This window comes from Sphingomonas molluscorum (assembly GCF_039522995.1).
Classification (GTDB): domain Bacteria; phylum Pseudomonadota; class Alphaproteobacteria; order Sphingomonadales; family Sphingomonadaceae; genus Sphingomonas; species Sphingomonas molluscorum.
Genome location: NZ_BAAAEL010000008.1, coordinates 20828 through 40242, shown reverse-complemented (window position 1 = coordinate 40242; position 19415 = coordinate 20828). Strand labels below are relative to the sequence as shown.

Here is a 19415-nt window from a genome sequence, read left to right as displayed (position 1 = left end):
TCGCTTCACTCCGGACTACGGCTGGTGTTGGACTGGGCGACGTCGCCTTCGGGCACGGCCTGGTTGGCGATCGCCGCGTCGACGGCGTTGCCGACCGCCTCCGGCGTGTCGACCGTCGCGGGGGCGGGCGCCACCTGCGCAGCGGCGTTGGCAGCCTGGAAGGCGGCGGCTTCCGCCCGCATGCGCGTGGCGATGTCGCCGCCCCAGGTCGGCTCGAACTCCGCCAGCGACTTCATCGCCCGCTCCTTGTCATAGAGATAGGTGAAGATGTCGCGGGCGATGATCGGCGTGTCGAGGTTCCGGATCAGGTGGGCGTTGTGCTCCAGCACGATGCCGGCCGCGTAGCGCGGGTTGTCCGCCGACGAGAAGCAGATGAACAGCGCGTGGTCGCGCAGCTTGAAGGGCAGCTGGGCGTTGCTGAGCACGCCGGAGCGGCGCTCTGCCATGGTGATGCGGCGCACCTGCGCGCTGCCCGTCTTGCCGGCGATGGTGACGCCCGGCACCTGCATCCGCGCCGCGCCGCCGGTGCCGCCGTCGTTGACCACGGCGAACATCGAGTCCCGTACGATCGCCATCTGCTCGGGCGTTGCCGAGAGCAGCGGTGCGGTGGGAGCGCGGCCGTTCAGCAGCAGCCGAGGCTGAAGCGCGCGGCCCGAGGCCAGCCTGGACGCCATCACCGCCAGCTGGAGCGGGTTGGCGAGCACATACCCCTGGCCGATCGACGCATTGAGCGAATCCGCCACAGTCCAGGGCTTGCCGTATTTCTTCAGTTTCCACGCCGAATCCGGCATGGTCCCGTAGCGCTGGGAGGAAAACGGGAGGTCGAACGTCTGGCCGAGCCCAAGCGAGCGGGCAACCTTGGCGAACATGTCGTAGCCGAACCGGCGCGCCATCTCGTAGAAGTAGATGTCGCAGCTCTGCGCCACCGCGCGGCGCATGTTGGTGGGGCCATGGCCGCCGCGCTTGTGACAGTGGAAGACGCCGGTGCCGACGCGCATCGCGCCCGAACAAAACACTGTCTCCTGCGGGTGCACGCCCGCCTGCAGCAGGGCCAGCGCGTTCATCGGCTTGACCGTCGAGCCGGGGGGATACAGCCCCTGGAGCACCTTGTTCATCAAGGGGATGTGGTCGTCTTCCGACAGCATCTTCCATTCCAGCCGGCCGATGCCGTCGGAGAAGCTGTTCGGATCATAGGCCGGCATCGACACCATCGCCAGGATGTCGCCGGTCAAGCAGTCGATGACGACCGCGGCGCCGGAATTGGTGCCCAGGCGGCGGGCCGCATATTCCTGCAGCCCGGCATCGATCGTCAGGCGTACGGTCTGTCCGGGGCGGTCCGGGCGGGTGGCCAGCTCACGCACCGGCTCGCCGCGGGCGGTGACCTCCACCCGCTTTTCTCCCGGCACCCCGCGGAGCCGAACTTCCAGCGTCTTTTCAAGGCCATCCTTGCCGAGCTTGAAACCCGGTGTGATGAGCAGGCGGTCCTTGGTCTCCTGATACTGCTCGGCCGACGCGGCTCCCACATAGCCCGTCAGGTGGGCAACGGCCGCTCCCATCGGGTAGTTGCGCGAGAAGCCGCGTGCCGGAACGACCCCCGGGAGGTCGGGCAGGCGAACGCTGAGTGCGGCATAGCGCTCCCACGGCAGGTTCTCGGCGACCTGAACCGGCTGCAGCCCGCGGCTGCGCTTCAGGTCGGTTTCGATCCGCTCCATGTCTTCGGCGGGCAGCGCGAGCAAATCCCGGAGCACCCCCAGAACGCGGGCAGGATCCTCCAGCCGGTCCGGGATGATGTCGACGCGGAAGTCGGTGCGGTTGTTGGCGATCGGCGCGCCATTGCGGTCGACGATCCAGCCACGACGCGGCGGCACCAGCGTCATGTTGACGCGGTTGCTTTCCGCCATCAGTTCGTAGTGCTCGTTCTCGGCGACGGCGAGCCACGCCATCCGCCCGGCGAGCAGCAAGCCCATACCGCCCTGCATCGCTCCCAGCGCAAAGGCGCGGCGGGAAAAGGTGAAGGCCTGGGTCGCCTCGGTAACCACCCGCGACGGGCGGCTCACCTGCCGGCGCTCCGGCGATACTGCCAGGCGCAGAGGCGGGTCATCGCGGGAAAGAGCAGCCCGGAAAGAGCCGTCTGGATGAGCAAGGGGCCGTCCACATAGGCCGGAAGCATGCCGGCGAAGACCCGGCCAAGCGCCAGGCAAAGCGCCACCGCCGCGGTTGCGATCAGCCAGTCCTGCCAGAAGTCGCGCTGGACGAGGCGGGTGTCCAGCACGTCGAGGGCGATGAGGCACAGCGACCAGAGCAGCATCGCGCTGCCGAGCGGCTGGCCGCTCACGAGGTCGTCGAACAAGCCCAGCGGTGCGGCCGCCCAGGCCGGCAGGGCATTCGATCGAAACAGCCGCCACGCGAGCAGGGCCAGCAGCCCGAACGGGGGCAGGAACGGGATGGTCGCGATGATCGGCACGATGGTGATCAGCGATCCGATCAGCACCATCACCACGGCTGGACGCCAATGGCGATAGGGCGGTTCGGGCACCGCAAGCTCGATCGGCACGGGCGTGCTCATGGAGCGGCGTCGGCGGCGGGGGCGGGGGGCGTCGATGCGCTCGAAGCCGGAAAGGCGGGGGGCGGCGGCAACGGCGGCAAGAAGGTCTGCAAGACCAGCGCATAATCCGCGCGGTCGGGCTGGGCGAAGACCCGCGAGGTCGCGGTGTCGCGCGCATTCTGAAGCACGCGGGCAACCGGGATCCCGGGCGGATAGATGCCGCCGATCCCCGACGTCACGAAGATGTCCCCCGCGAGGAACGGCGCGTTCGCGATGTTCGCCGACCGCACGTCCACGAACCCGTCGCCACGGCCGCTGGCAATCGCGGGCAGCCCGTCGCGAGTACGGCGAACGGGAATGACGCTGTCCGGGTCGGTCAGCAGAACCACGCGTGCGGTATTGGCGCTGGTCTCGACCACACGGCCCAGCAACCCTTCCGGCCCACGAACCGGCTGACCGGAGCGCACGCCTTGGCTGTAGCCGGCGGCAAGCACGGCATAGCGCCGCGTGCTCGACGCGCTCGAACTCACGAGCCGGGCCGTGGCCACGGCTTGGATCGGCAGTTCTCGCACCTCGAGAAGTCGCCGCAGCCGCGCATTCTCCCGCGCCAGCAGGCGCGCGCGCTGGATCAGGGTCTCGTCCTGCTTCAGCGTGGCGCGCAGCCGACGGTTCTCACTCGCGGTCCGAAAATGCTCCGCGACGGCCGCCGGGCCGCTCGCGAGGAAGTCGCGGACGTGGCGCAGCCCCAGCGAAACGGGTGCCGTTCCTTCGCGCACGACGCCGCGGGCGGCTGCGAACGCTGCGGGTTGGAACGTCGACAGCAGCAGCAGGGCAGCCGCGATCAGCGCCCCTGCCGCCGCCGCGACATAGCCCAGGAACAATCCATATTGCGCCCGGCGCGAGAAGCCCGGACGCCGGTCGCGTTGCGGCGCCATGGCCGGCAACCCCCCATCAGACGGCGAGCAGAACGCCCCGGTAGATCTCGTCCTCGAGCGCACGGCCGGTGCCCAGCGCCACGCAGGTCAGCGGATCTTCCGCAACCGAAACGGGGAGCCCGGTCTCGTCGCGCAGCACCTCGTCCAGCCCATGCAGCAGCGCGCCACCGCCGGTGAGCACGATGCCTTGGTCGACGATGTCGGCGGCCAGTTCGGGTGCGGTGTTCTCCAACGCGATGCGAACGCCCTCGACGATGGTGTTCACCGGCTCCGCCAGTGCCTCGGCGATCTGGCCCTGGTTGATCTGGATTTCCTTGGGCACGCCGTTCACGAGGTCACGACCCTTGATGTGGATCACCTTGCCGATGCCGTCCACGGGCGGCTTAGCGGTGCCGACTTCCTGCTTGATGCGCTCGGCCGTGGCCTCACCGATCAGCAGGTTGTGGTTGCGGCGGACGTAGCTGACGATCGCCTCGTCCATCTTGTCGCCGCCGACGCGCACCGAGGTGGAATAGGCGAGGCCGCGCAGCGAAAGCACCGCGACTTCGGTGGTGCCGCCGCCGATGTCGACGACCATCGAGCCGATCGGCTCGGTCACGGGCATGTCGGCGCCGATTGCGGCTGCCATCGGCTCCTCGATCAGGAACACCTGGCTCGCGCCGGCATTGGAGGCAGCGTCGCGGATCGCGCGGCGCTCGACCGAGGTCGAGCCCGAGGGCACGCAGATCACGATCTGCGGCCAGCGCACGAAGCGACGCTTGCCGTGCACCTTCTCGATGAAGTGCTTGATCATCTGCTCGGCGACATCGATGTCGGCGATCACGCCGTCGCGAAGCGGGCGAATCGCCTCGATCGAGCCCGGCGTCTTGCCCATCATCAGCTTGGCGTCGTCGCCGACCGCCTTCACCTTCTTGACGCCGTTGAGCGTTTCCACGGCCACCACCGACGGCTCGTTCAGCACGACACCGCGACCGCGCAGATAGACCACCGTGTTCGCGGTGCCGAGGTCGATCGCCATGTCGTGCGACATGAATTTGAAGAAGCGGGAGAAGAGCGCCATCAGTTGTTCCGTCTATCGCCGCGTCGCCCCCGTCGCGGCAGTTCGCACCTGTTCCGGACCCCATCGACTGGATCTCTCCGGCCGATTTACGTGGCGGATGCGGGTCGCGGGATGGCGCCGCTTGGGCTAGAGCGGCACCCATGTCAATACGACGCCTGCCCGAGCATCTCGTCAACCGCATCGCCGCCGGTGAAGTGGTGGAACGCCCCGCCAGCGCGCTGAAAGAAGTGGTCGAAAATGCGATCGACGCCGGCGCCACGCGGATCGCCGTCCGCATCGCGGGCGGTGGCATCGACCTGATCGAAGTGACCGACGACGGATGCGGCATGTCGCCCAGCGACATGGCCCTGGCGCTGGAGCGGCATGCGACCTCCAAGCTGCCCGACGAGCGTATCGAGGCGGTGGAGACGCTGGGCTTCCGCGGCGAGGCGCTGCCCTCGATCGCGAGCGTCGCCAGGCTGACGATGGAAAGCCGCCCCCGCGGCAGCGTCGGCTGGATGCGAACGGTCGACAACGGCCGGGTCGAGGCGGAAGGACCGGCGGCGGTGCCGCCGGGTACCCGCATCCGCGTGGAGGGGCTGTTCGCGCGGGTGCCCGCCCGTCGCAAGTTCCTGCGCACGCCGCGCGCCGAGTTCGGCGCCTGCCTGGACGCGGTGCGCCGGCTGGCGATGGCGCGGCCGGACATCGCCTTCTCGCTGGAGCATGACGGCAGGCGCGCCCTGTCGGTCCAGGGCGGCGAGACTCAGCTGGAGCGTGTGGCCGGGCTGGTCGACCGGGCGCTCGCCGAGAACAGCGTCGCGATCGACTATGTGCGCGATGGGATGCGGCTGGGCGGCGTCGCGGGGCTCCCGACCTTCAACCGCGGCATCGCCGACCACCAGTATCTTTTCGTCAACGGCCGGCCCGTGAAGGACCGCCTGCTCGCCGGCGCCGTTCGCGGCGCTTATGGCGAGATGCTGGCGCGGGACCGCCATGCGGTGGTGGCGCTGTTCCTCGACGTGCCGCCGGACCAGATCGACGTCAACGTCCACCCGGCCAAGACCGAGGTCCGCTTCCGCGACCCGGGGCTCGCACGCGGGCTGATCGTGGGCGGCTTGCGGCGCTCCCTGGACGCTGCCGGGCACCGCGTGGTCCAGCGCCCGCAGGCGGATGCGCTCGCGGCGTGGCAGCAGGAGCCGCTCGCGCCGGCGATGCCGGAGGGCGCGCTGTTCGCCGCAGCGGCGGCCGGGCAGGGGACGACACCCTATGTACCGACCCCTAGCTTTCACGAGCCGCGCACCAGCTTCTTCACGCCGCCTCCACTCCAGGCGCGGGCCGAGGTCGCGGAGGCGCCGGTACCCGCAACCGTGTCGCATCCGCTGGGGGTCGCCCGCGGGCAGGTGGCCAAGACCTACATCGTCGCGGAGGCGGAGGATGGATTGGTGCTGGTCGACCAGCATGCCGCGCACGAGCGGCTCGTGCTTGAACGCATGCGTCGCGCACTCGCGCAGGGCGGCGTCGCCGCCCAGGCGCTGCTGCTGCCCGAAGTGGTCGAACTGGACGAGCCTGCCTGTGACCGGCTGGAGGAGCGCAGCGCCGAACTCGCCGAATTCGGGCTGGAGCTGGAGCGCTTCGGTCCCCGCGCGATGCTGGTCCGCGCGACCCCGGCGATGCTGGGGAAGAGCGACATTGCCGGCTTGGTCACCGACCTCGCCGACGAGCTGGCCGCGCACGACACGGCGTTCAGCCTGAAGGAGCGGATCGACCATGTCGCCGCCACCATGGCCTGTCACGGATCGGTACGAGCCGGGCGGGTGCTCTCGGTCGCGGAGATGAACGCGTTGCTTCGCGAAATGGAGGTGACGCCGCATTCCGGCCAGTGCAACCACGGCCGACCGACGTGGGTGAAGCTGTCCATGACGGACGTGGAAAAGCTGTTCGGGAGAAAGTAGCCCCGGAAGAGGCGTTCAGAAGTGGCGATCGCAGAACTTCTTCTGCTCGGCAGGGTGAAGGCTATTCCATTGTCGCACGATGAAGTCGGCCGCCGCGAAGCATTGCCGGTAGAAGTCTCTCCCGTTTTCTTCCGCCGTTCTCGCGGAGGCGAGGCAAAGACGCGCCGTCTCTTCGCGCGAGAAGATCGCCGAGACATAGGGGCTGGGCACACCCCTGCTGGGGAGCGCGACCAGCAGGTCCGATTTGAAGCGCTCGATGCCCGATGCATCTTTCGCCCAGGAGGGGACGGCGGCGAACTGCTTGGGTTCCGGGCGTTGAGCGCTCCGTCGCGCTTCGGGAGCCGCCGGTGCAGGCTGTCCCCCCTGTGGCGCTCTGTCCGTCCAGGTTCTCAGCACGAGGGCGCCAACCACGGGAAGGAACGACAAGCCGTAGGTCGGAATGGCGAGCAGAAGCGCGACGAATAGCAACATCCACACGGTTGACGGCCCCCTGTCGGCGAGCAGCCCTCCGTCGATGCACCCCCATGTGCCGGATCAGCTGATTGCCGTAAGCCGCTCCTAGCGCGAGAACCCTAACAATCGGTAGCCAAAGGGTGCTGGCGGGGCACCGCGCCATCACAGCCCGGCAGCCCCGTACCAGCGGTAGCGCTATGCAGCCGCCCGCCGCCGCTCCGCCATCTCTGCGTTCAGCATCTCTGCCAGCAGGAAGGCCAGCTCCAGGCTCTGCCCGGCGTTCAGGCGCGGATCGCAATAGGTGTGGTAGCGATCGGCAAGCGCCTGCTCGGTCACCGCGACCGCACCGCCGGTGCATTCGGTGACGTTCTGGCCGGTCATCTCCGCATGGATGCCGCCCGCGAAGCTGCCCTCTGCACGATGGACGGCGAAGAAGCCGCGCACCTCGGCCAGGATCCGGTCGAAGGGGCGCGTCTTGTAGCCGTTCGCCGCCTTGATGACGTTGCCGTGCATCGGGTCGCAGCTCCACACCACCGGATGGCCCTCGCGCTGGACCGCGCGGACCAGCGTCGGCAGGTGCTTTTCGATCTTGTCATGCCCATAGCGGGTGATGAGCGTCATACGCCCCGGCACCCGGCCCGGGTTGAGCACGTCGAGCAGGCGCAGCAGCGCGTCGGGTTCCAGGCTCGGCCCGCACTTCATGCCGATCGGGTTGCGAATGCCGCGGAGATATTCGACGTGCGCCGAACCTTCGAACCGCGTGCGGTCACCGATCCACAGAAAATGGGCCGAGGTGTCGTACCAGTCGCCGGTCAGCGAATCCTGCCGGGTCAGCGCTTGCTCGTACGGAAGCAGCAGCGCCTCGTGACTGGTGTAGAAGCTGGTCGCCTTCAGCTGCGGCACGCTGTCCGCGTCGATCCCGCAGGCAGACATGAAGTCCAATGCCTCGCTGATGCGATCGGCGATGTCGGCATATTTCTGCGCCAGCGGCCCGCGGCCCATGAAGTCGTGCGTCCAGCGGTGCACCTGGTGCAGGTTCGCATAGCCGCCCGTCGCGAACGCGCGCAGCAGGTTGAGCGTCGCTGCCGACTGCGAATAGCCGCGGATCATCCGCTGCGGATCGGGGATGCGGGATTCCGGCGTGAAGGCGATGTCGTTGATGATGTCGCCGCGGTAGCTCGGCAACTCCACGCCATCCTGCGCCTCCAGCGGCGCGGACCGCGGCTTGGCAAACTGGCCCGCCATCCGGCCGAGCTTCACGGTCGGCAGCTTGGACGCAAAGGTCAGCACCACCGCCATCTGCAGCAGCACGCGGAAGGTGTCGCGGATGTTGTTGGCGCTGTGCTCCGCAAAGCTTTCCGCGCAATCGCCGCCCTGGAGCAGGAAGGCGCGGCCGGCCGCAACTTCCGCCAGCTCCGCCGTCAGGTTGCGCGCCTCACCCGCGAACACCAGCGGCGGGAAGCTCGCGAGCTGTGCGGTGGCGGCGTCAAGCGCGTCGGCGTCGGGATAGTCGGGCATCTGGCGGGCCTCGGCCCTCTTCCAGCTGTCGGGGGCCCAGTTCGCGGCCATGGCATTCTCCAGCGAGGGAGCCGGGATGAACCAGTCGGCGTGATGCGCGATGCCGTTCGCGGCGATCTGGTTGACCACCTTGGCATTCGCGCGCTTGCCGTCTTCTTCCCAGCCTTGGACGGTGCTGCCAGGCGTGTCGTACCATGCGCCAAAGCCTGCGCGGGTGAGCGCGCGTTCTTCGCGGAAACGTCGGATCTTGGCACCGGCTAGCGTCGTCATGCGCCGGCGTTACCCGAACAGGGTAAGGCTCTGCAACCCGCTTTGTGACGCCATCCTTTGATCGTGGATGGCGCCTTTATATCAGCGGCGGCCGTCCTCGCGCCGCTCCTGCTCGCGGTCGGAGGTCGCATGCGGCGTCGCCTGCGCCCTGGGGTTTGTCGAAACTGCCCGGTCGCCGCGCTGGTTGGCGGTCGGCCCCGTACGCCTCGGAGCCTCGGGCGCGGCTGCGGTGCGGGTCGGGGTCGGAGTGGGGCGCGCGGTATCGGTATCGCGGCTCCCGTGCTGGGTCGGCGCGGGGGCTTGCGTGCGGCCACTGCCTGTGGCGGTCGGCCGCGGCGAGCGCGACGCCTGCTGCCTGGCCTCGTCACGCTGGTTGCGCGCCGTCCGAGCGACCTGTTCCGCCTCGCGGGTGCGGGTCGCGTCCGGCTTTTCCGACCTGCCGTTGCGATCGACGACGCCGCGAACCTTGCCGCCTTCATAGGTATAGCCGCGGTCGTCGCGCTGGACGAAATAGGGGGCATCCTCGCCGTTGCGGAAATAGGCGACCTGCTTGCCGTCACGCGACGCGGTGCGGACGATCTGGCCGTTGCGCATCCACGCCCAGCCATCCCCGTGGCGAACGCGGGTGATGCCGGTGTCGGCCGCGATCGCTGCCGCCGTCGCCGCTGCGGCCGCCACTGCCGTGGCGTCTGCCGACGACGTGCTGCTGGTCACGGCCGGAACGGCTTCCACTTCGACGTCCTCGATGGTCGCCTCGTCAACGACATCCTCGTCGACGGCATTCTCGTTGAGGACCGCGTCGTTGAGGGCCGCTTCGCTGTTCTCGGCGGCAGGCTCGCTGGGGCTGTTGCAGGCGCCCAGCGCCAGCAGCGCCGCGAGCGCGCCAGCGGAAGCGAGCGTCCGAGCGCGTCGAGGAGGGAAGCCATAAGCCATACACGGTCCTTTCTTGCTGCCGCCGACCGGGCCATGGCCCACGTCGGAACGGCTGCTTGAATGATCCTGCGCCGCGGCCGGTTCCGTTTCGCCCCCGAAAGGATGTTGCTGCGCTGCCAGTCTACAGCGTCGGTTTCCAGTCCCAGCCCAGCGGATCGCCGTCCATCACCTCGATCTGTGCTGCCGAGAGTTCGTCGCGGATCGCGTCCGAGCGCGCGAAGTCCTTGTCGAGGCGAGCCTGCTTGCGCTCCGCCAGCCGAGCCTCGACCGCTTCGGCGGTCAGCGTGGCCACGGCCGGCCGCACCCGCAGGGTGGTACGCTCCAGGTGCAGCAGGTCGAGGCCGAGCACCGCATCGAACTGCGCGAGGGCTGCGAGGCGGTCGGCGGGCGACAGCTTCTTGTCGGCGAGCAATTCGTCGAGCACCGGCAGGGCGCGCGGCGTGGCGAGGTCGTCGGAGACCGCCTCGTCCAGGCGCGCGAGATAGGCTGCTGCCTCTTCCGCGTCGCCTTCCGCATCGCCCGCGCGCGCCTTGAGCGCGGAGACCGTCATCACCAGGCGCTTCAGCCGGGTGAGGGCAGCGAGCAGATTTTCGCCCGAGAACTCCAGCTCGGAACGATAATGGGCCGAAAGGCACATCAGCCGGTAGGCGAGCGGGTGGACGCCCGCATCGATCAGCGTCTGGAGCGTGGTGAAGCCGCCCTTGGACTTGGACATCTTGCCCGATCGTTCGACCAGGAAGTTGTTGTGCATCCAGAAGCGCGCACCGGTGAAGTCCGGATCGGCATCGGTGCAGCCGCAATAGGCCTGGTTCTGCGCGATCTCGTTGGGATGGTGGATCTCGCGATGGTCGATGCCGCCGGTGTGGATATCGAACGGCTCGGGCCCGAGATACTTCAGGCTCATCACCGAGCATTCGAGATGCCAGCCGGGCGCGCCCTTGCCCCAGGGCGAGTCCCATTCCATCTGCCGCTGCTCGCCCGGGGGCGACTTGCGCCAGATCGCGAAGTCCTGCGGGTGGCGCTTGCCGGCCACCGGATCGATGCGGCCTTCGCCGGCGTCGTCCTGGCCACCGGCAAGGCGGCCATAGTTCGGTACGCTGCTGCTGTCGAAATAGAGGCCGCTTTCGAGTTCGTAGCAGTGATCGGGCGCGATCTTTTCGGCAAAGGCGATCATCTCGGCGATGTGATCGGTCGCGACCGACCAGCGCGTGGGATCGGCGATGTTGAGATCGGCGAGGTTCTGCTTGAACGCGGCGGTGTAGTGGGCGGCGATGTCCCAGATGCTCTGCGCCTGGGCGCGCGCGGCCGCCTCCATCTTGTCGTCGCCGGCATCCGCATCCGACGTCAGGTGGCCGACGTCGGTGATGTTGATGACATGGGTGAGGGAATAGCCCTTCCACTTGAGCACGCGCGCGAGCGTGTCGGTGAAGACGTAGGCGCGCAGGTTGCCGATGTGCGCATAGTTGTAGACCGTCGGGCCGCAGGAATAGACCCGCACGCCGCGCTCGGGATCGGCGGGCGCGAAGCGCTCCAGCGAACGGGTCAGCGAATTGTAGAGCGTGAGCGGTGCGGTCGACATGCTGCGCGCATAGCTCTTGCGTGCGGCGCTGCCAACGCGCGTCCAAACGACTTTCGCGACGCTCGGCGGAACGGGCGCGCGCGCTGTCGGTTGGCAGCACAAGGCGATTTTCAAACGCCGCGAAGCAGAAACAGCCCAGGAGCGATGCGATGAGCGATGAGGCGAGGGACGACGCGCCCGACATCCTTGCGAAAGACGCCGAGGTACGGCGCAGTGACATGCCCGGAGGCCAGTCCTCGGTGAGCGGCGTCGCGGTCACGATCAACAAGCCCCGCCAGGAACTCTATGCCTATTGGCGTGACTTCTCGAACCTCGCCGGGGTCATGGAGAATGTCGAGTCGATCGAGGTCCTCGATCGCAACCGCTCCCACTGGAAGGTGAAGGGCCCGAACGGCCTCTACGAGTGGGACGCAATCGTCACCGAAGACGTCGAGGGCGAGCGCATCGCCTGGAAGTCGGCCGAGGGCGCGGATGTCGAGAACAGCGGCTGGGTGGCGTTCAGCGATGCGAACCCCGGGCGCGGAACGGTCGTGACCGCGGCAATCGCCTATGAGCCGCCGGGCGGTCTCATCGGCAAGGTGGTGGCCAAGCTCACCCAGAAGGAACCGCGCATCCAGGCGCGGCGGGACTTGCGGCGGCTGAAGCAGCTGCTGGAGACGGGCGAGATCGCGACGAGCTCGCCGCCCAACCCTGCGCCCAAGGCCTGATCCCTCTTTTCTCAAGGAAAACCAGATGCGAGCGCTCACCTGGCACGGCAAGCACGACGTCCGCGTGGATACGGTTCCCGATCCCGAGATCCTCAACCCACGTGACGCGATCCTCAAGATCACCTCGACCGCGATCTGCGGATCCGACCTGCACCTTTACGACGGCTATATTCCGACCATGAAGGCCGGCGACATCCTGGGCCATGAGTTCATGGGCGAGGTGGTCGAGACCGGCCCCAAGTCCACGCTCAAGAAGGGCCAGCGGGTCGTCGTTCCCTTCGTGATCGCGTGCGGCGAATGCTATTTCTGCGGCAAGCAGCAATATTCGGCCTGCGACAACTCGAACCCGGCCGACAACCAGGACATCGCCCCCAACCTCTGGGGCGCGGCACCCGCGGGGCTGTTCGGATACAGCCACATGACCGGCGGCTATCCCGGCGGCCAGGCGGAATATGTCCGCGTGCCCTTCTCCGACGTCGGCCCGATCGTGATCCCGGACGGGATCGAGGACGAAAAGGTGTTGTTCCTGTCGGACATCCTGCCCACCGGCTGGATGGCGGCGGAGAATTGCGACATCGAGCCCGGTGACACGGTCGCGGTCTGGGGCTGCGGTCCGGTCGGGCTGTTCGGCATCCAATCCGCATTCGTGCTGGGTGCGCATCGGGTGATCGCGATCGACCATTTCCCGCACCGTTTGGAACTGGCCAAGCAGATGGGCGCGGAGGTCATCAACGTCGAGCAGACCGACGTCTATGATGCGCTGATGACGATGACCGGCGGTATCGGGCCCGATGCCGTGATGGATGCGGTCGGGCTGGAGAGCCACGGGCTCTACCTCGACAACGTGGTCGACCAGATCAAGGCGTCGACCTTCCTCGGCACCGATCGGCCGCATGCGCTGCGCCAGGCGATCATGGCCTGCCGCAAGGGCGGCCGGGTGTCGGTGCCGGGCGTCTATGGCGGCTTCGTCGACAAGTTCCCGTTCGGTGCGGTGATGGAGAAGGGACTGACGCTCAAGACGGGACAGACGCACGTCCAGCGCTACCTTCCCGGACTGCTGCAGGCGATCCTGGAGGAGAAGCTCGACACGACCTTCCTGATCTCGGACCGGATGAGCCTGGAGGAAGCCCCCAAGGGCTATGCCAAGTTCAAGAACGAGCAGAACGAATGCACCAAGGTGGTGCTGAAGCCGGACTGGGCGAAGGCCACGGCCTGAACGCCGGAGAGGAACCCGAAGCATGGCAGAAAAGCTTGCAGTGATTACCGGTGCCTCGACGGGCATTGGGTATGAGATCGCGAAGATTGCGGCAGGGGAGGGCTTCGACCTGATCCTGGTCGCCGACGAGCCCCAGATCGAAACGGCTGCGGCCACGCTGGTCGGGACTGGCGTGACGGTGGAAACGGTGCAGGCCGACCTCGCGACCTTCGAAGGCAACGACCAGTTGCTGGCGAAGATCGGCGAGCGGCCGGTGGACGTGCTCGTCGCCAACGCCGGACGCGGACTGGGTCACGCCTTCGTCGAGCAGGACGTGGCGGCGTGGCGCAAGGTGATCGACACCAACGTCACCGGCACCACCTATCTGCTGCAGAAGATGCTGCAGCGGATGAAGGCGCGCGATGCCGGCCAGGTGCTGATCACCGGTTCGATCGCCGGGCTGATGCCGGGTGCCTACCAGGCGGTGTACAACGGCACCAAGGCGTATCTCGACAGCTTCGCCTATGCCTTGCGCAACGAGCTGAAGGACACGGGCGTGTCGATCACCGTGCTGATGCCGGGGCCGACGGAGACCGAGTTCTTCAAGCGCGCCAACATGATGGACACGCCGGTCGGCACCCAGGAAAAGGACGATGCCGCCATGGTCGCGCGCACCGGCTGGGACGCGATGCAGAAGGGCACCGCGCATGTCGTCGCCGGGACCAAGAACAAGATCCAGGCGGCGGTCAGCCACGTCGTCCCGGACACCCTGCTGGCCCGCATGCACGAGAACATGGCCAAGCCGGACGGGGAGTGACCGCCTCCCTGGGCTTCCGCCGCGGCGGAAGCCCAGGGGCGGCGCACGTCTGCTGCAGAGGGTGGGCGCCTCTTGGAGGTGCTCAAGGAAAGGGGGAGCGCGGCTCCCCCTTTTTGCGTCAGCCGGCGAGCGGGGTCGGTATCGCGGCCGGCGCGGCGCGCGGCTTTTCGCCAAGGGCTGCGCGGACCATCGTGTCCCAGATCTCGGCGGCGTCGGCGGTTCCCCGCGCATTACCTGCGGTCACCATCTCCTGGCTGGGTTCGCGCAGCGCGCGCAGGATCGCTGCGGCACGCGGCAATTCGTCCGCAAGCCGGTCGTTGACCTCGGCGCTGACGACCTCGTCCGGCTCGGCATCGCCGCGGCCGTTGGGGCTGAGCGCGTGCGCCACCAGCACGCGCGCGATGCGCTCGATCGGGGAGGTGGCGGCGATATGGGTCATGGGGCTCTCCTTTGACCGATCGAACGCGCCTGCGCGCCGCTGCGTTCCGCCGGCGGCCGTGGTTGACAAGCGCGTCCCGGACGGCACGTGGTGAGCGCGATGAACTCCCCCCAAGCTCCTGGCCCGGCTGACCGGACGGCGAGTCCGGCGAAGCCTTCGCTCGGCCGGATCGCTCTTTTTGCGACCGGCGATTTCGCCTGCAATCTCTACTGGCAGAGCCTCAGCTTCTTTCTGCTGTTCTTCTACACCGATGCGCTGCGGCTCTCGCCTGCGGTGGCCGGCATCGTGCTGCTGATTGGATCGGTGTGGGACGGGATCGCGGACCTGCTGGTCGGCATCCACGCCGAGCGCTCCCGCCGCGACTATCGCTGGTTCCTGAGCGCGGGGGCGGTGCCGCTGGGGCTCGGCTTCGTGCTGCTGTACGTGGCGCCGCCACTCGAAGGCGCTGCCTTGGTGGTGACGGTGCTGGCGATGCACCTTCTGTTCCGGGCGCTCTATGCCTTTGTGAACATCCCCTATTCCGCCATGACCGCGCGGATCACAGGGGACAGCGGGCAGCGGGCGCTGATCTCCGGCCTGCGCATGCTCTTCGGCACGGCGGCTGCTCTGGTGGTGGCGCTGGGGACCGAACGCATTGCGGCGATCCGGCCGGGAGGCTTGGGAGGGACGGAGGGGTATCTGACGGCGGCGCTGCTGTTCGGGCTCGTCGGCGCGGCGCTGCTGGTCGTCGTCGGTCGCGGATCGCCCGCCGCCTATGGCCAGGGGCAGGCGCGCGTCTCCATCCTCGCCGCGATGCGGGTGCTCGCCCGCAATTGCGCCTTCGTGACGCTCAACCTGGCGATGGCGGCGGTTGGCATGGCCGCGACGGCGCTCACCCGGTCGGTACTCTATTATTTCAGCTACGTCGTGGGCGACAGTGCAGGCGGCCCGGCAGCGCTGGCGATGATGGGCTTTGCGGGCGCGCTCTTCGTACCGATGTGGATGGCGCTGGGCGTGCGGACCGGGATGCGCGGGCTCTGGTTCGCTTCCGCCGTGCTCGGGACTGCTGCGGTCGGTGCATTCGCGGGGGCCGGAGGGTCGGATGCCTGGACGGCCCAACTGTTCCTGGTGGTGATGCAGGCGGCGCTGGTGGGCTTCAACCTCGTGTTCTGGGCCATGCTGCCGGACACGGTGGAATATGGCGAGCACCGCGCCGGGGTGCGGGTGGAGGCGCTGGGTTTCGGCGTGTCGGCGCTCGTCCAGAAATTCGCGCTGGGACTGGCCGCCGCCCTGATGGGGCTCATCTACCAGCTGGTCGGTTATCATCCCGGCGCCGTGCAGACGGCGGAGACGGTGACGGGCATCCGGTGGGTGATGCTGGCCATGCCGGCCCTGTGCTTCGGCGCTTCGGCCGTCGTGATGTGGGCGAACCCGCTCCGGCGCGGAGCGCATGCGAAGATCGTCGCGGATCTTGCGGCACGCGCGAAGGAGAAGTGAGGCACCGTGCCCCTGCTGGCGCAGGAGCACGGTGTCGGTGGCGCGCCTCAGCCCTTGGTGAGGGTGAAGCCGCCTGAAACGCCTTCCGCTTCGGCGGAGGGTGCCACCCACAGGCGGAACAGCCCCGCCTCGACAGTCGGGCGGCCGTCGAGGCCCAGGAACTGGAGGTCGGCGCGGGTGAGGGTGAAGCGCACCTCCTGCGACTGGCCGGGTTCGAGCTTGATCTTGCGATAGCCCTTCAGCTCGCGGACCGGACGGGTGAGGCTCGCCGTCTGGTCGTGGATGTAGAGCTGGACCACTTCCTCGGCGGTACGCGTGCCGCGGTTGGTGATCGTTGCCCCCACCGTCAGCGTGCCGTCCCAGGCAAGCGTGCCGCCGCCCAGGTCCAGGCCCGAATATTCGATCCGGCCATAGGTGAGCCCATGGCCGAACGGGAAGCGGGCTGCGTTGGACGCCTCGCGATAGTGTGCCTTGTACGGCTGGAGCGGCCCTGCCGGATTGGGGCGCCCCGTGCGCTTGTGCGCGTAGTAATAGGGCACCTGTCCCGGCACCTGTGGGAAACTGACCGGCAGGCGTGCGGAAGGACCCTCGCGCCCGAACAGGATGTCGGCGGTGGCGGGGCCGCTCTCCGAACCCAGGAACCAGGTCACCAGGATCGCCGGGGCGGCGAGCACCGCTCCTTCGAGGGCGAGCGCGCGGCCATTCTTGAGCAGCACCACGATCGGCTTGCCGGTTTTCGCGACGGCTTCAGCCAGGGCCTGTTGCGCGGGCGGGATCACCACCAGGTTGCGCGACTGGGCCTCGCCCGACATGTCCTGGCTCTCGCCGATCGCGAGCACCACGATGTCCGCGGCGTTCGCTGCGGCAATTGCAGCCTCGATGCCACCGGGCAGCGGGGCGGTCACTCCGGAGCCTGCGGTTGCCGTCACCAGCGACGGTTCCGTCATCGCCTGGCGCACGCCGGTCAGCAGGTCGACCGCCTCGGCATCGGAGCCATAGACGTTCCATGGGCCGATCAGGTCGTGCTTGCCCTGTGCAAAGGGGCCGATCAGGGCGATCCGCTTGCCCCCGCGGGGCAGGGGGAGCAGGTCACCCTCGTTCTTCAAGAGCACGATTGAGCGGCGTGCAGCCTCCCGCGCCACGGCGAGGTTCCCGGCGCTCCGCACCCGCGTCTTCTCGCGACGCGGGTCGATGCGACGGAACGGGTCGTCGAACAGGCCGAGACGCACCTTGAGCGCGAGCACGCGCCGTACCGCCTGGTCGAGCCGCGCCATCGGCACCTCGCCGGCCGCGACGAGTGCCGGCAGGTGCTGCATATAGAAGCCGCTCTGCATGCTCATGTCGACCCCTGCCAGGAAGGCGAGCTTGGTCGCCTCCCGCGCATCGGCGGCAAAGCCGTGGTCGATCAGTTCCATGTCGCCGGTGTAGTCGGACACGACCAGCCCGTCGAAGCCCCACTCCTTGCGCAACACGTCGTCTAGCAGCCAGGGATTGGCGGTCGCGGGCACGCCGGACAGTTCGTTGAACGAGGCCATCACCGTGCCGGAGCCCGCGTCGAAGGCGGCCTGGAAGGGCGGGAAGTAGATCTCGCGCAACGTGCGCTCGGAGACGTCGACCGCTCCGTAGTCGAGCCCGGCCTCCGCTGCGCCATAGGCGGCAAAATGCTTGGCGCACGACATCACGGAGTCATTGGCCCACAAGGATTTTCCCTGGAAACCGCGCACGCGCGCCGTCGCCATGTCGCGGCCGAGCCGTACGTCTTCGCCGGAACCCTCGACTCCGCGGCCCCAGCGGGCGTCGCGGGCCACGTCGACCATCGGCGCGAAGGTCCAGTCGATGCCGGCGGCGGCCGCCTCGATCGCCGCGACCCGTGCCGCCTTCTCGACCAGTTCCGGCTCGAAGCTTGCCGCCTCGGCGAGCGGTACCGGGAAGACGGTGCGAAAGCCGTGGATGACGTCTGCCGCGAACAGCAGCGGGATCTTCAGGCGGGATTCGCGAACCGCCACGCGCTGCATCTGGCGCGCCATTTCGGCACCATTGCCGTTGAAGACGCCGCCCAGCCGCCCGGCCCGGGTCTGGGCGAGCTGGGCATCGAAGGTGCCGTTGGACGCCGCGGGATTGAGCGCGTTGGCCGCGCCGCCGGCCCAGGCCGCAGCCATCAGCGTCAGCTGCCCGGCCTTCTCCTCGACCGTCATCTTTCCGATCAGAGCCTCGACGGAGGCGGGGAGCCCCTGGCTCTCGGCCGCGACCGTCCGCAGCAGTGCATGCGCGGGACTCGCGCGCCAAGCGGTCAACGCAGCCGCTCCCATCACCATCGCACGCCTGGAAATGCGCAGGTCGTTCATCAGAAATCCTCCCGGAAAATTGCGTTCCACTGCGGCTGTGGCCCGGCTTGTTTCGCCTTCTTGCCCACCGCGTCAAATTGATGTAACCGGTTACACATACAGTGATCAGCGGCGCAACAGCAAGCCGTTGGCGGGACCGGAAGTGCCGGTCTGGGTTTTGGAAGGACGTCGGGAAGGGCAATGGCGCACGCCACCATCCGTGATGTGGCTCGGGAGGCGGACGTCTCCGTTGCCTCCGTTTCGCGCGTCCTCAACGGACACAGCAACGTCCGGCCGGCGGTGCGCGAGCGCGTGCAGGCCGTTGCGGCGGCCCTCGGCTACGTCCCGCACGCGGGGGCCCGTAACCTCAGCCTGGCGCGCACGAACGCCATCGGCGTCATGCTCCCGGATCTTCACGGCGAATTCTTTTCCGAAACCGCGCGCGGCATCGACAGCGAGGCATCGGCGCGGGGGCTGCAACTGTTGCTCTCCAACGCGCATACGAACCCTGCGCGTGCGATCGAGACGCTGCGTACGATGCGCGGGCGCGTCGATGGCGTCATCATCATGGCGCCGGACCTCGATCCCGAGCAGTTGTTCGAGCATCTGCCGCCGAGCCTTCCCGCCGTGCTGATCAACTGCCCGGGGAATGTTGGGGGCCGCGCCGAACTGCGGGTGGACAATGTCGCCGGCGCCGAGGCGATGGTGGACCATCTGGTGTCCACGGGACGCCGCCGGATCGTCCACCTGTCGGGACCGGAAGGGAACTCCGAGGCGCAGGCGCGTATCGCGGGCTATCGGGCGGCAATGGCGCGCCACGGGCTCGTGCCGCGGATCCTGCCCGGCGACTTCTTCGAGGAGGCGGGTACTGCTGCTGCGGAAGCGCTGCTTAGCGAACTCGATGGCCCGGAGGCGCCCGACGCGCTGTTCGCGGCCAATGACATGATGGCGATCGGCGCGATGATGCGCCTTCGCCGCGCCGGGGTCGCCGTACCCGGGCGCATCGCAATTGCCGGCTTCGACGATGTGCCGCTCGCGCGGCTGATCTCGCCGGCTCTCACCACCATGCGCGTCGGCATCGCCGGAATCGGCGCGCGTGCGGTCGTCCGGCTCACGGCACTGATCGCGGGAGGGCTCGACCATGCGGTCGAGCCGCGAACTCCCGAACTGATCGTGCGGGAGACCACCGGGCCGACCATCAACACAGAACAACCGGCAGGCAGGGAATAAGGG

Annotated in this window: 16 protein-coding genes; 6 read left to right on the top strand and 10 right to left on the bottom strand. The window is 68.3% G+C overall.

Annotation, left to right across the window (positions count from 1 at the left end; genetic code table 11):
* Positions 1-5: 5 nt before the first annotated feature.
* The 4 genes from mrdA to ABDZ92_RS09485 all read right to left on the bottom strand — a co-directional run bounded on the left by mrdA (position 6) and on the right by ABDZ92_RS09485 (position 4540).
* Positions 6-2057: a penicillin-binding protein 2 gene (mrdA, locus tag ABDZ92_RS09500; protein WP_125960497.1), complete on the bottom strand. Its 2052-nt coding sequence runs from the start codon at positions 2055-2057 to the stop codon at positions 6-8.
* Complete coding sequence (mreD, locus tag ABDZ92_RS09495; RefSeq protein WP_125960496.1) at positions 2054-2566, bottom strand: rod shape-determining protein MreD; 513 nt, start codon at positions 2564-2566, stop codon at positions 2054-2056. Before mreD ends, mrdA begins: the two co-directional genes overlap by 4 nt.
* On the bottom strand, positions 2563-3426 hold the full coding sequence (locus tag ABDZ92_RS09490) for a rod shape-determining protein MreC (RefSeq protein ID WP_272695559.1): 864 nt from the start codon (positions 3424-3426) through the stop codon (positions 2563-2565). The genes mreD and ABDZ92_RS09490 overlap by 4 nt, the downstream gene beginning before the upstream one ends.
* A 70-nt stretch (positions 3427-3496) precedes the next feature.
* Positions 3497-4540: a rod shape-determining protein gene (locus tag ABDZ92_RS09485; RefSeq protein ID WP_125960494.1), complete on the bottom strand. Its 1044-nt coding sequence runs from the start codon at positions 4538-4540 to the stop codon at positions 3497-3499.
* Between the two features lie 140 nt (positions 4541-4680).
* On the opposite strand from ABDZ92_RS09485, the gene mutL reads away from it, so the two are divergent.
* On the top strand, positions 4681-6471 hold the full coding sequence (mutL, locus tag ABDZ92_RS09480; RefSeq protein WP_125960493.1) for a DNA mismatch repair endonuclease MutL: 1791 nt from the start codon (positions 4681-4683) through the stop codon (positions 6469-6471).
* 15 nt (positions 6472-6486) lie between these two features.
* On the opposite strand, the gene ABDZ92_RS09475 is transcribed toward mutL, so the two are convergent.
* From ABDZ92_RS09475 to cysS, 4 genes are all read right to left on the bottom strand, one after another.
* Complete coding sequence (locus ABDZ92_RS09475; RefSeq protein ID WP_164521240.1) at positions 6487-6942, bottom strand: hypothetical protein; 456 nt, start codon at positions 6940-6942, stop codon at positions 6487-6489.
* A 177-nt stretch (positions 6943-7119) separates the two neighbouring features.
* On the bottom strand, positions 7120-8493 hold the full coding sequence (locus ABDZ92_RS09470) for a class II 3-deoxy-7-phosphoheptulonate synthase (RefSeq protein WP_204991437.1): 1374 nt from the start codon (positions 8491-8493) through the stop codon (positions 7120-7122).
* Positions 8494-8793: 300 nt separating this feature from the next.
* Positions 8794-9645, bottom strand: a complete 852-nt coding sequence (locus ABDZ92_RS09465; RefSeq protein ID WP_125960490.1) for a hypothetical protein — start codon at positions 9643-9645, stop codon at positions 8794-8796.
* A gap of 121 nt (positions 9646-9766) precedes the next feature.
* Positions 9767-11224: a cysteine--tRNA ligase gene (cysS, locus tag ABDZ92_RS09460; RefSeq protein WP_125960489.1), complete on the bottom strand. Its 1458-nt coding sequence runs from the start codon at positions 11222-11224 to the stop codon at positions 9767-9769.
* Between the two features lie 149 nt (positions 11225-11373).
* On the opposite strand from cysS, the gene ABDZ92_RS09455 reads away from it, so the two are divergent.
* The 3 genes from ABDZ92_RS09455 to ABDZ92_RS09445 are packed head-to-tail and all read left to right on the top strand — an operon-like array spanning position 11374 to position 13943.
* Entirely contained in the window at positions 11374-11931 is a 558-nt protein-coding gene (locus ABDZ92_RS09455) for an SRPBCC family protein (protein WP_125960488.1), read from the top strand.
* 25 nt (positions 11932-11956) lie between these two features.
* Positions 11957-13147 (top strand): zinc-dependent alcohol dehydrogenase, encoded by a 1191-nt coding sequence (locus ABDZ92_RS09450; RefSeq protein ID WP_125960487.1) that lies wholly within the window; start codon positions 11957-11959, stop codon positions 13145-13147.
* Between the two features lie 22 nt (positions 13148-13169).
* Positions 13170-13943, top strand: coding sequence for an SDR family NAD(P)-dependent oxidoreductase (locus tag ABDZ92_RS09445; protein WP_125960486.1), 774 nt, complete (start codon positions 13170-13172; stop codon positions 13941-13943).
* A 118-nt stretch (positions 13944-14061) separates the two neighbouring features.
* Here the strand turns inward: ABDZ92_RS09445 and ABDZ92_RS09440 are convergent, their stop codons facing one another.
* Positions 14062-14382 (bottom strand): hypothetical protein, encoded by a 321-nt coding sequence (locus ABDZ92_RS09440; RefSeq protein ID WP_125960485.1) that lies wholly within the window; start codon positions 14380-14382, stop codon positions 14062-14064.
* A gap of 99 nt (positions 14383-14481) precedes the next feature.
* Here ABDZ92_RS09440 and ABDZ92_RS09435 point away from each other — a divergent pair, with 99 nt between their 5' ends.
* Entirely contained in the window at positions 14482-15858 is a 1377-nt protein-coding gene (locus tag ABDZ92_RS09435) for an MFS transporter (protein WP_125960484.1), read from the top strand.
* Between the two features lie 47 nt (positions 15859-15905).
* On the opposite strand, the gene ABDZ92_RS09430 is transcribed toward ABDZ92_RS09435, so the two are convergent.
* Positions 15906-18203, bottom strand: coding sequence for a glycoside hydrolase family 3 N-terminal domain-containing protein (locus tag ABDZ92_RS09430; protein WP_125960483.1), 2298 nt, complete (start codon positions 18201-18203; stop codon positions 15906-15908).
* A gap of 180 nt (positions 18204-18383) precedes the next feature.
* Between ABDZ92_RS09430 and ABDZ92_RS09425 the strand changes: the two genes are divergently transcribed.
* Complete coding sequence (locus tag ABDZ92_RS09425) at positions 18384-19412, top strand: LacI family DNA-binding transcriptional regulator (protein WP_125960482.1); 1029 nt, start codon at positions 18384-18386, stop codon at positions 19410-19412.
* The last annotated feature ends 3 nt before the right edge of the window (positions 19413-19415 follow it).

Bases quoted from the DNA above. Each gene is read 5' to 3' on its own strand.
- ABDZ92_RS09435 (WP_125960484.1), top strand. From the start codon at position 14,482: ATGAACTCCCCCCAAGCTCCTGGCCCGGCTGACCGGACGGCGAGTCCG.
- ABDZ92_RS09485 (WP_125960494.1), bottom strand. From the start codon at position 4,540: ATGGCGCTCTTCTCCCGCTTCTTCAAATTCATGTCGCACGACATGGCG.
- ABDZ92_RS09445 (WP_125960486.1), top strand. From the start codon at position 13,170: ATGGCAGAAAAGCTTGCAGTGATTACCGGTGCCTCGACGGGCATTGGG.
- ABDZ92_RS09470 (WP_204991437.1), bottom strand. From the start codon at position 8,493: ATGGCCGCGAACTGGGCCCCCGACAGCTGGAAGAGGGCCGAGGCCCGC.
- mutL (WP_125960493.1), top strand. From the start codon at position 4,681: ATGTCAATACGACGCCTGCCCGAGCATCTCGTCAACCGCATCGCCGCC.
- ABDZ92_RS09425 (WP_125960482.1), top strand. From the start codon at position 18,384: ATGGCGCACGCCACCATCCGTGATGTGGCTCGGGAGGCGGACGTCTCC.
- ABDZ92_RS09440 (WP_125960485.1), bottom strand. From the start codon at position 14,382: ATGACCCATATCGCCGCCACCTCCCCGATCGAGCGCATCGCGCGCGTG.
- ABDZ92_RS09465 (WP_125960490.1), bottom strand. From the start codon at position 9,645: ATGGCTTATGGCTTCCCTCCTCGACGCGCTCGGACGCTCGCTTCCGCT.
- mreD (WP_125960496.1), bottom strand. From the start codon at position 2,566: ATGAGCACGCCCGTGCCGATCGAGCTTGCGGTGCCCGAACCGCCCTAT.
- ABDZ92_RS09430 (WP_125960483.1), bottom strand. From the start codon at position 18,203: ATGAACGACCTGCGCATTTCCAGGCGTGCGATGGTGATGGGAGCGGCT.
- ABDZ92_RS09475 (WP_164521240.1), bottom strand. From the start codon at position 6,942: ATGTTGCTATTCGTCGCGCTTCTGCTCGCCATTCCGACCTACGGCTTG.
- ABDZ92_RS09450 (WP_125960487.1), top strand. From the start codon at position 11,957: ATGCGAGCGCTCACCTGGCACGGCAAGCACGACGTCCGCGTGGATACG.
- ABDZ92_RS09455 (WP_125960488.1), top strand. From the start codon at position 11,374: ATGAGCGATGAGGCGAGGGACGACGCGCCCGACATCCTTGCGAAAGAC.
- cysS (WP_125960489.1), bottom strand. From the start codon at position 11,224: ATGTCGACCGCACCGCTCACGCTCTACAATTCGCTGACCCGTTCGCTG.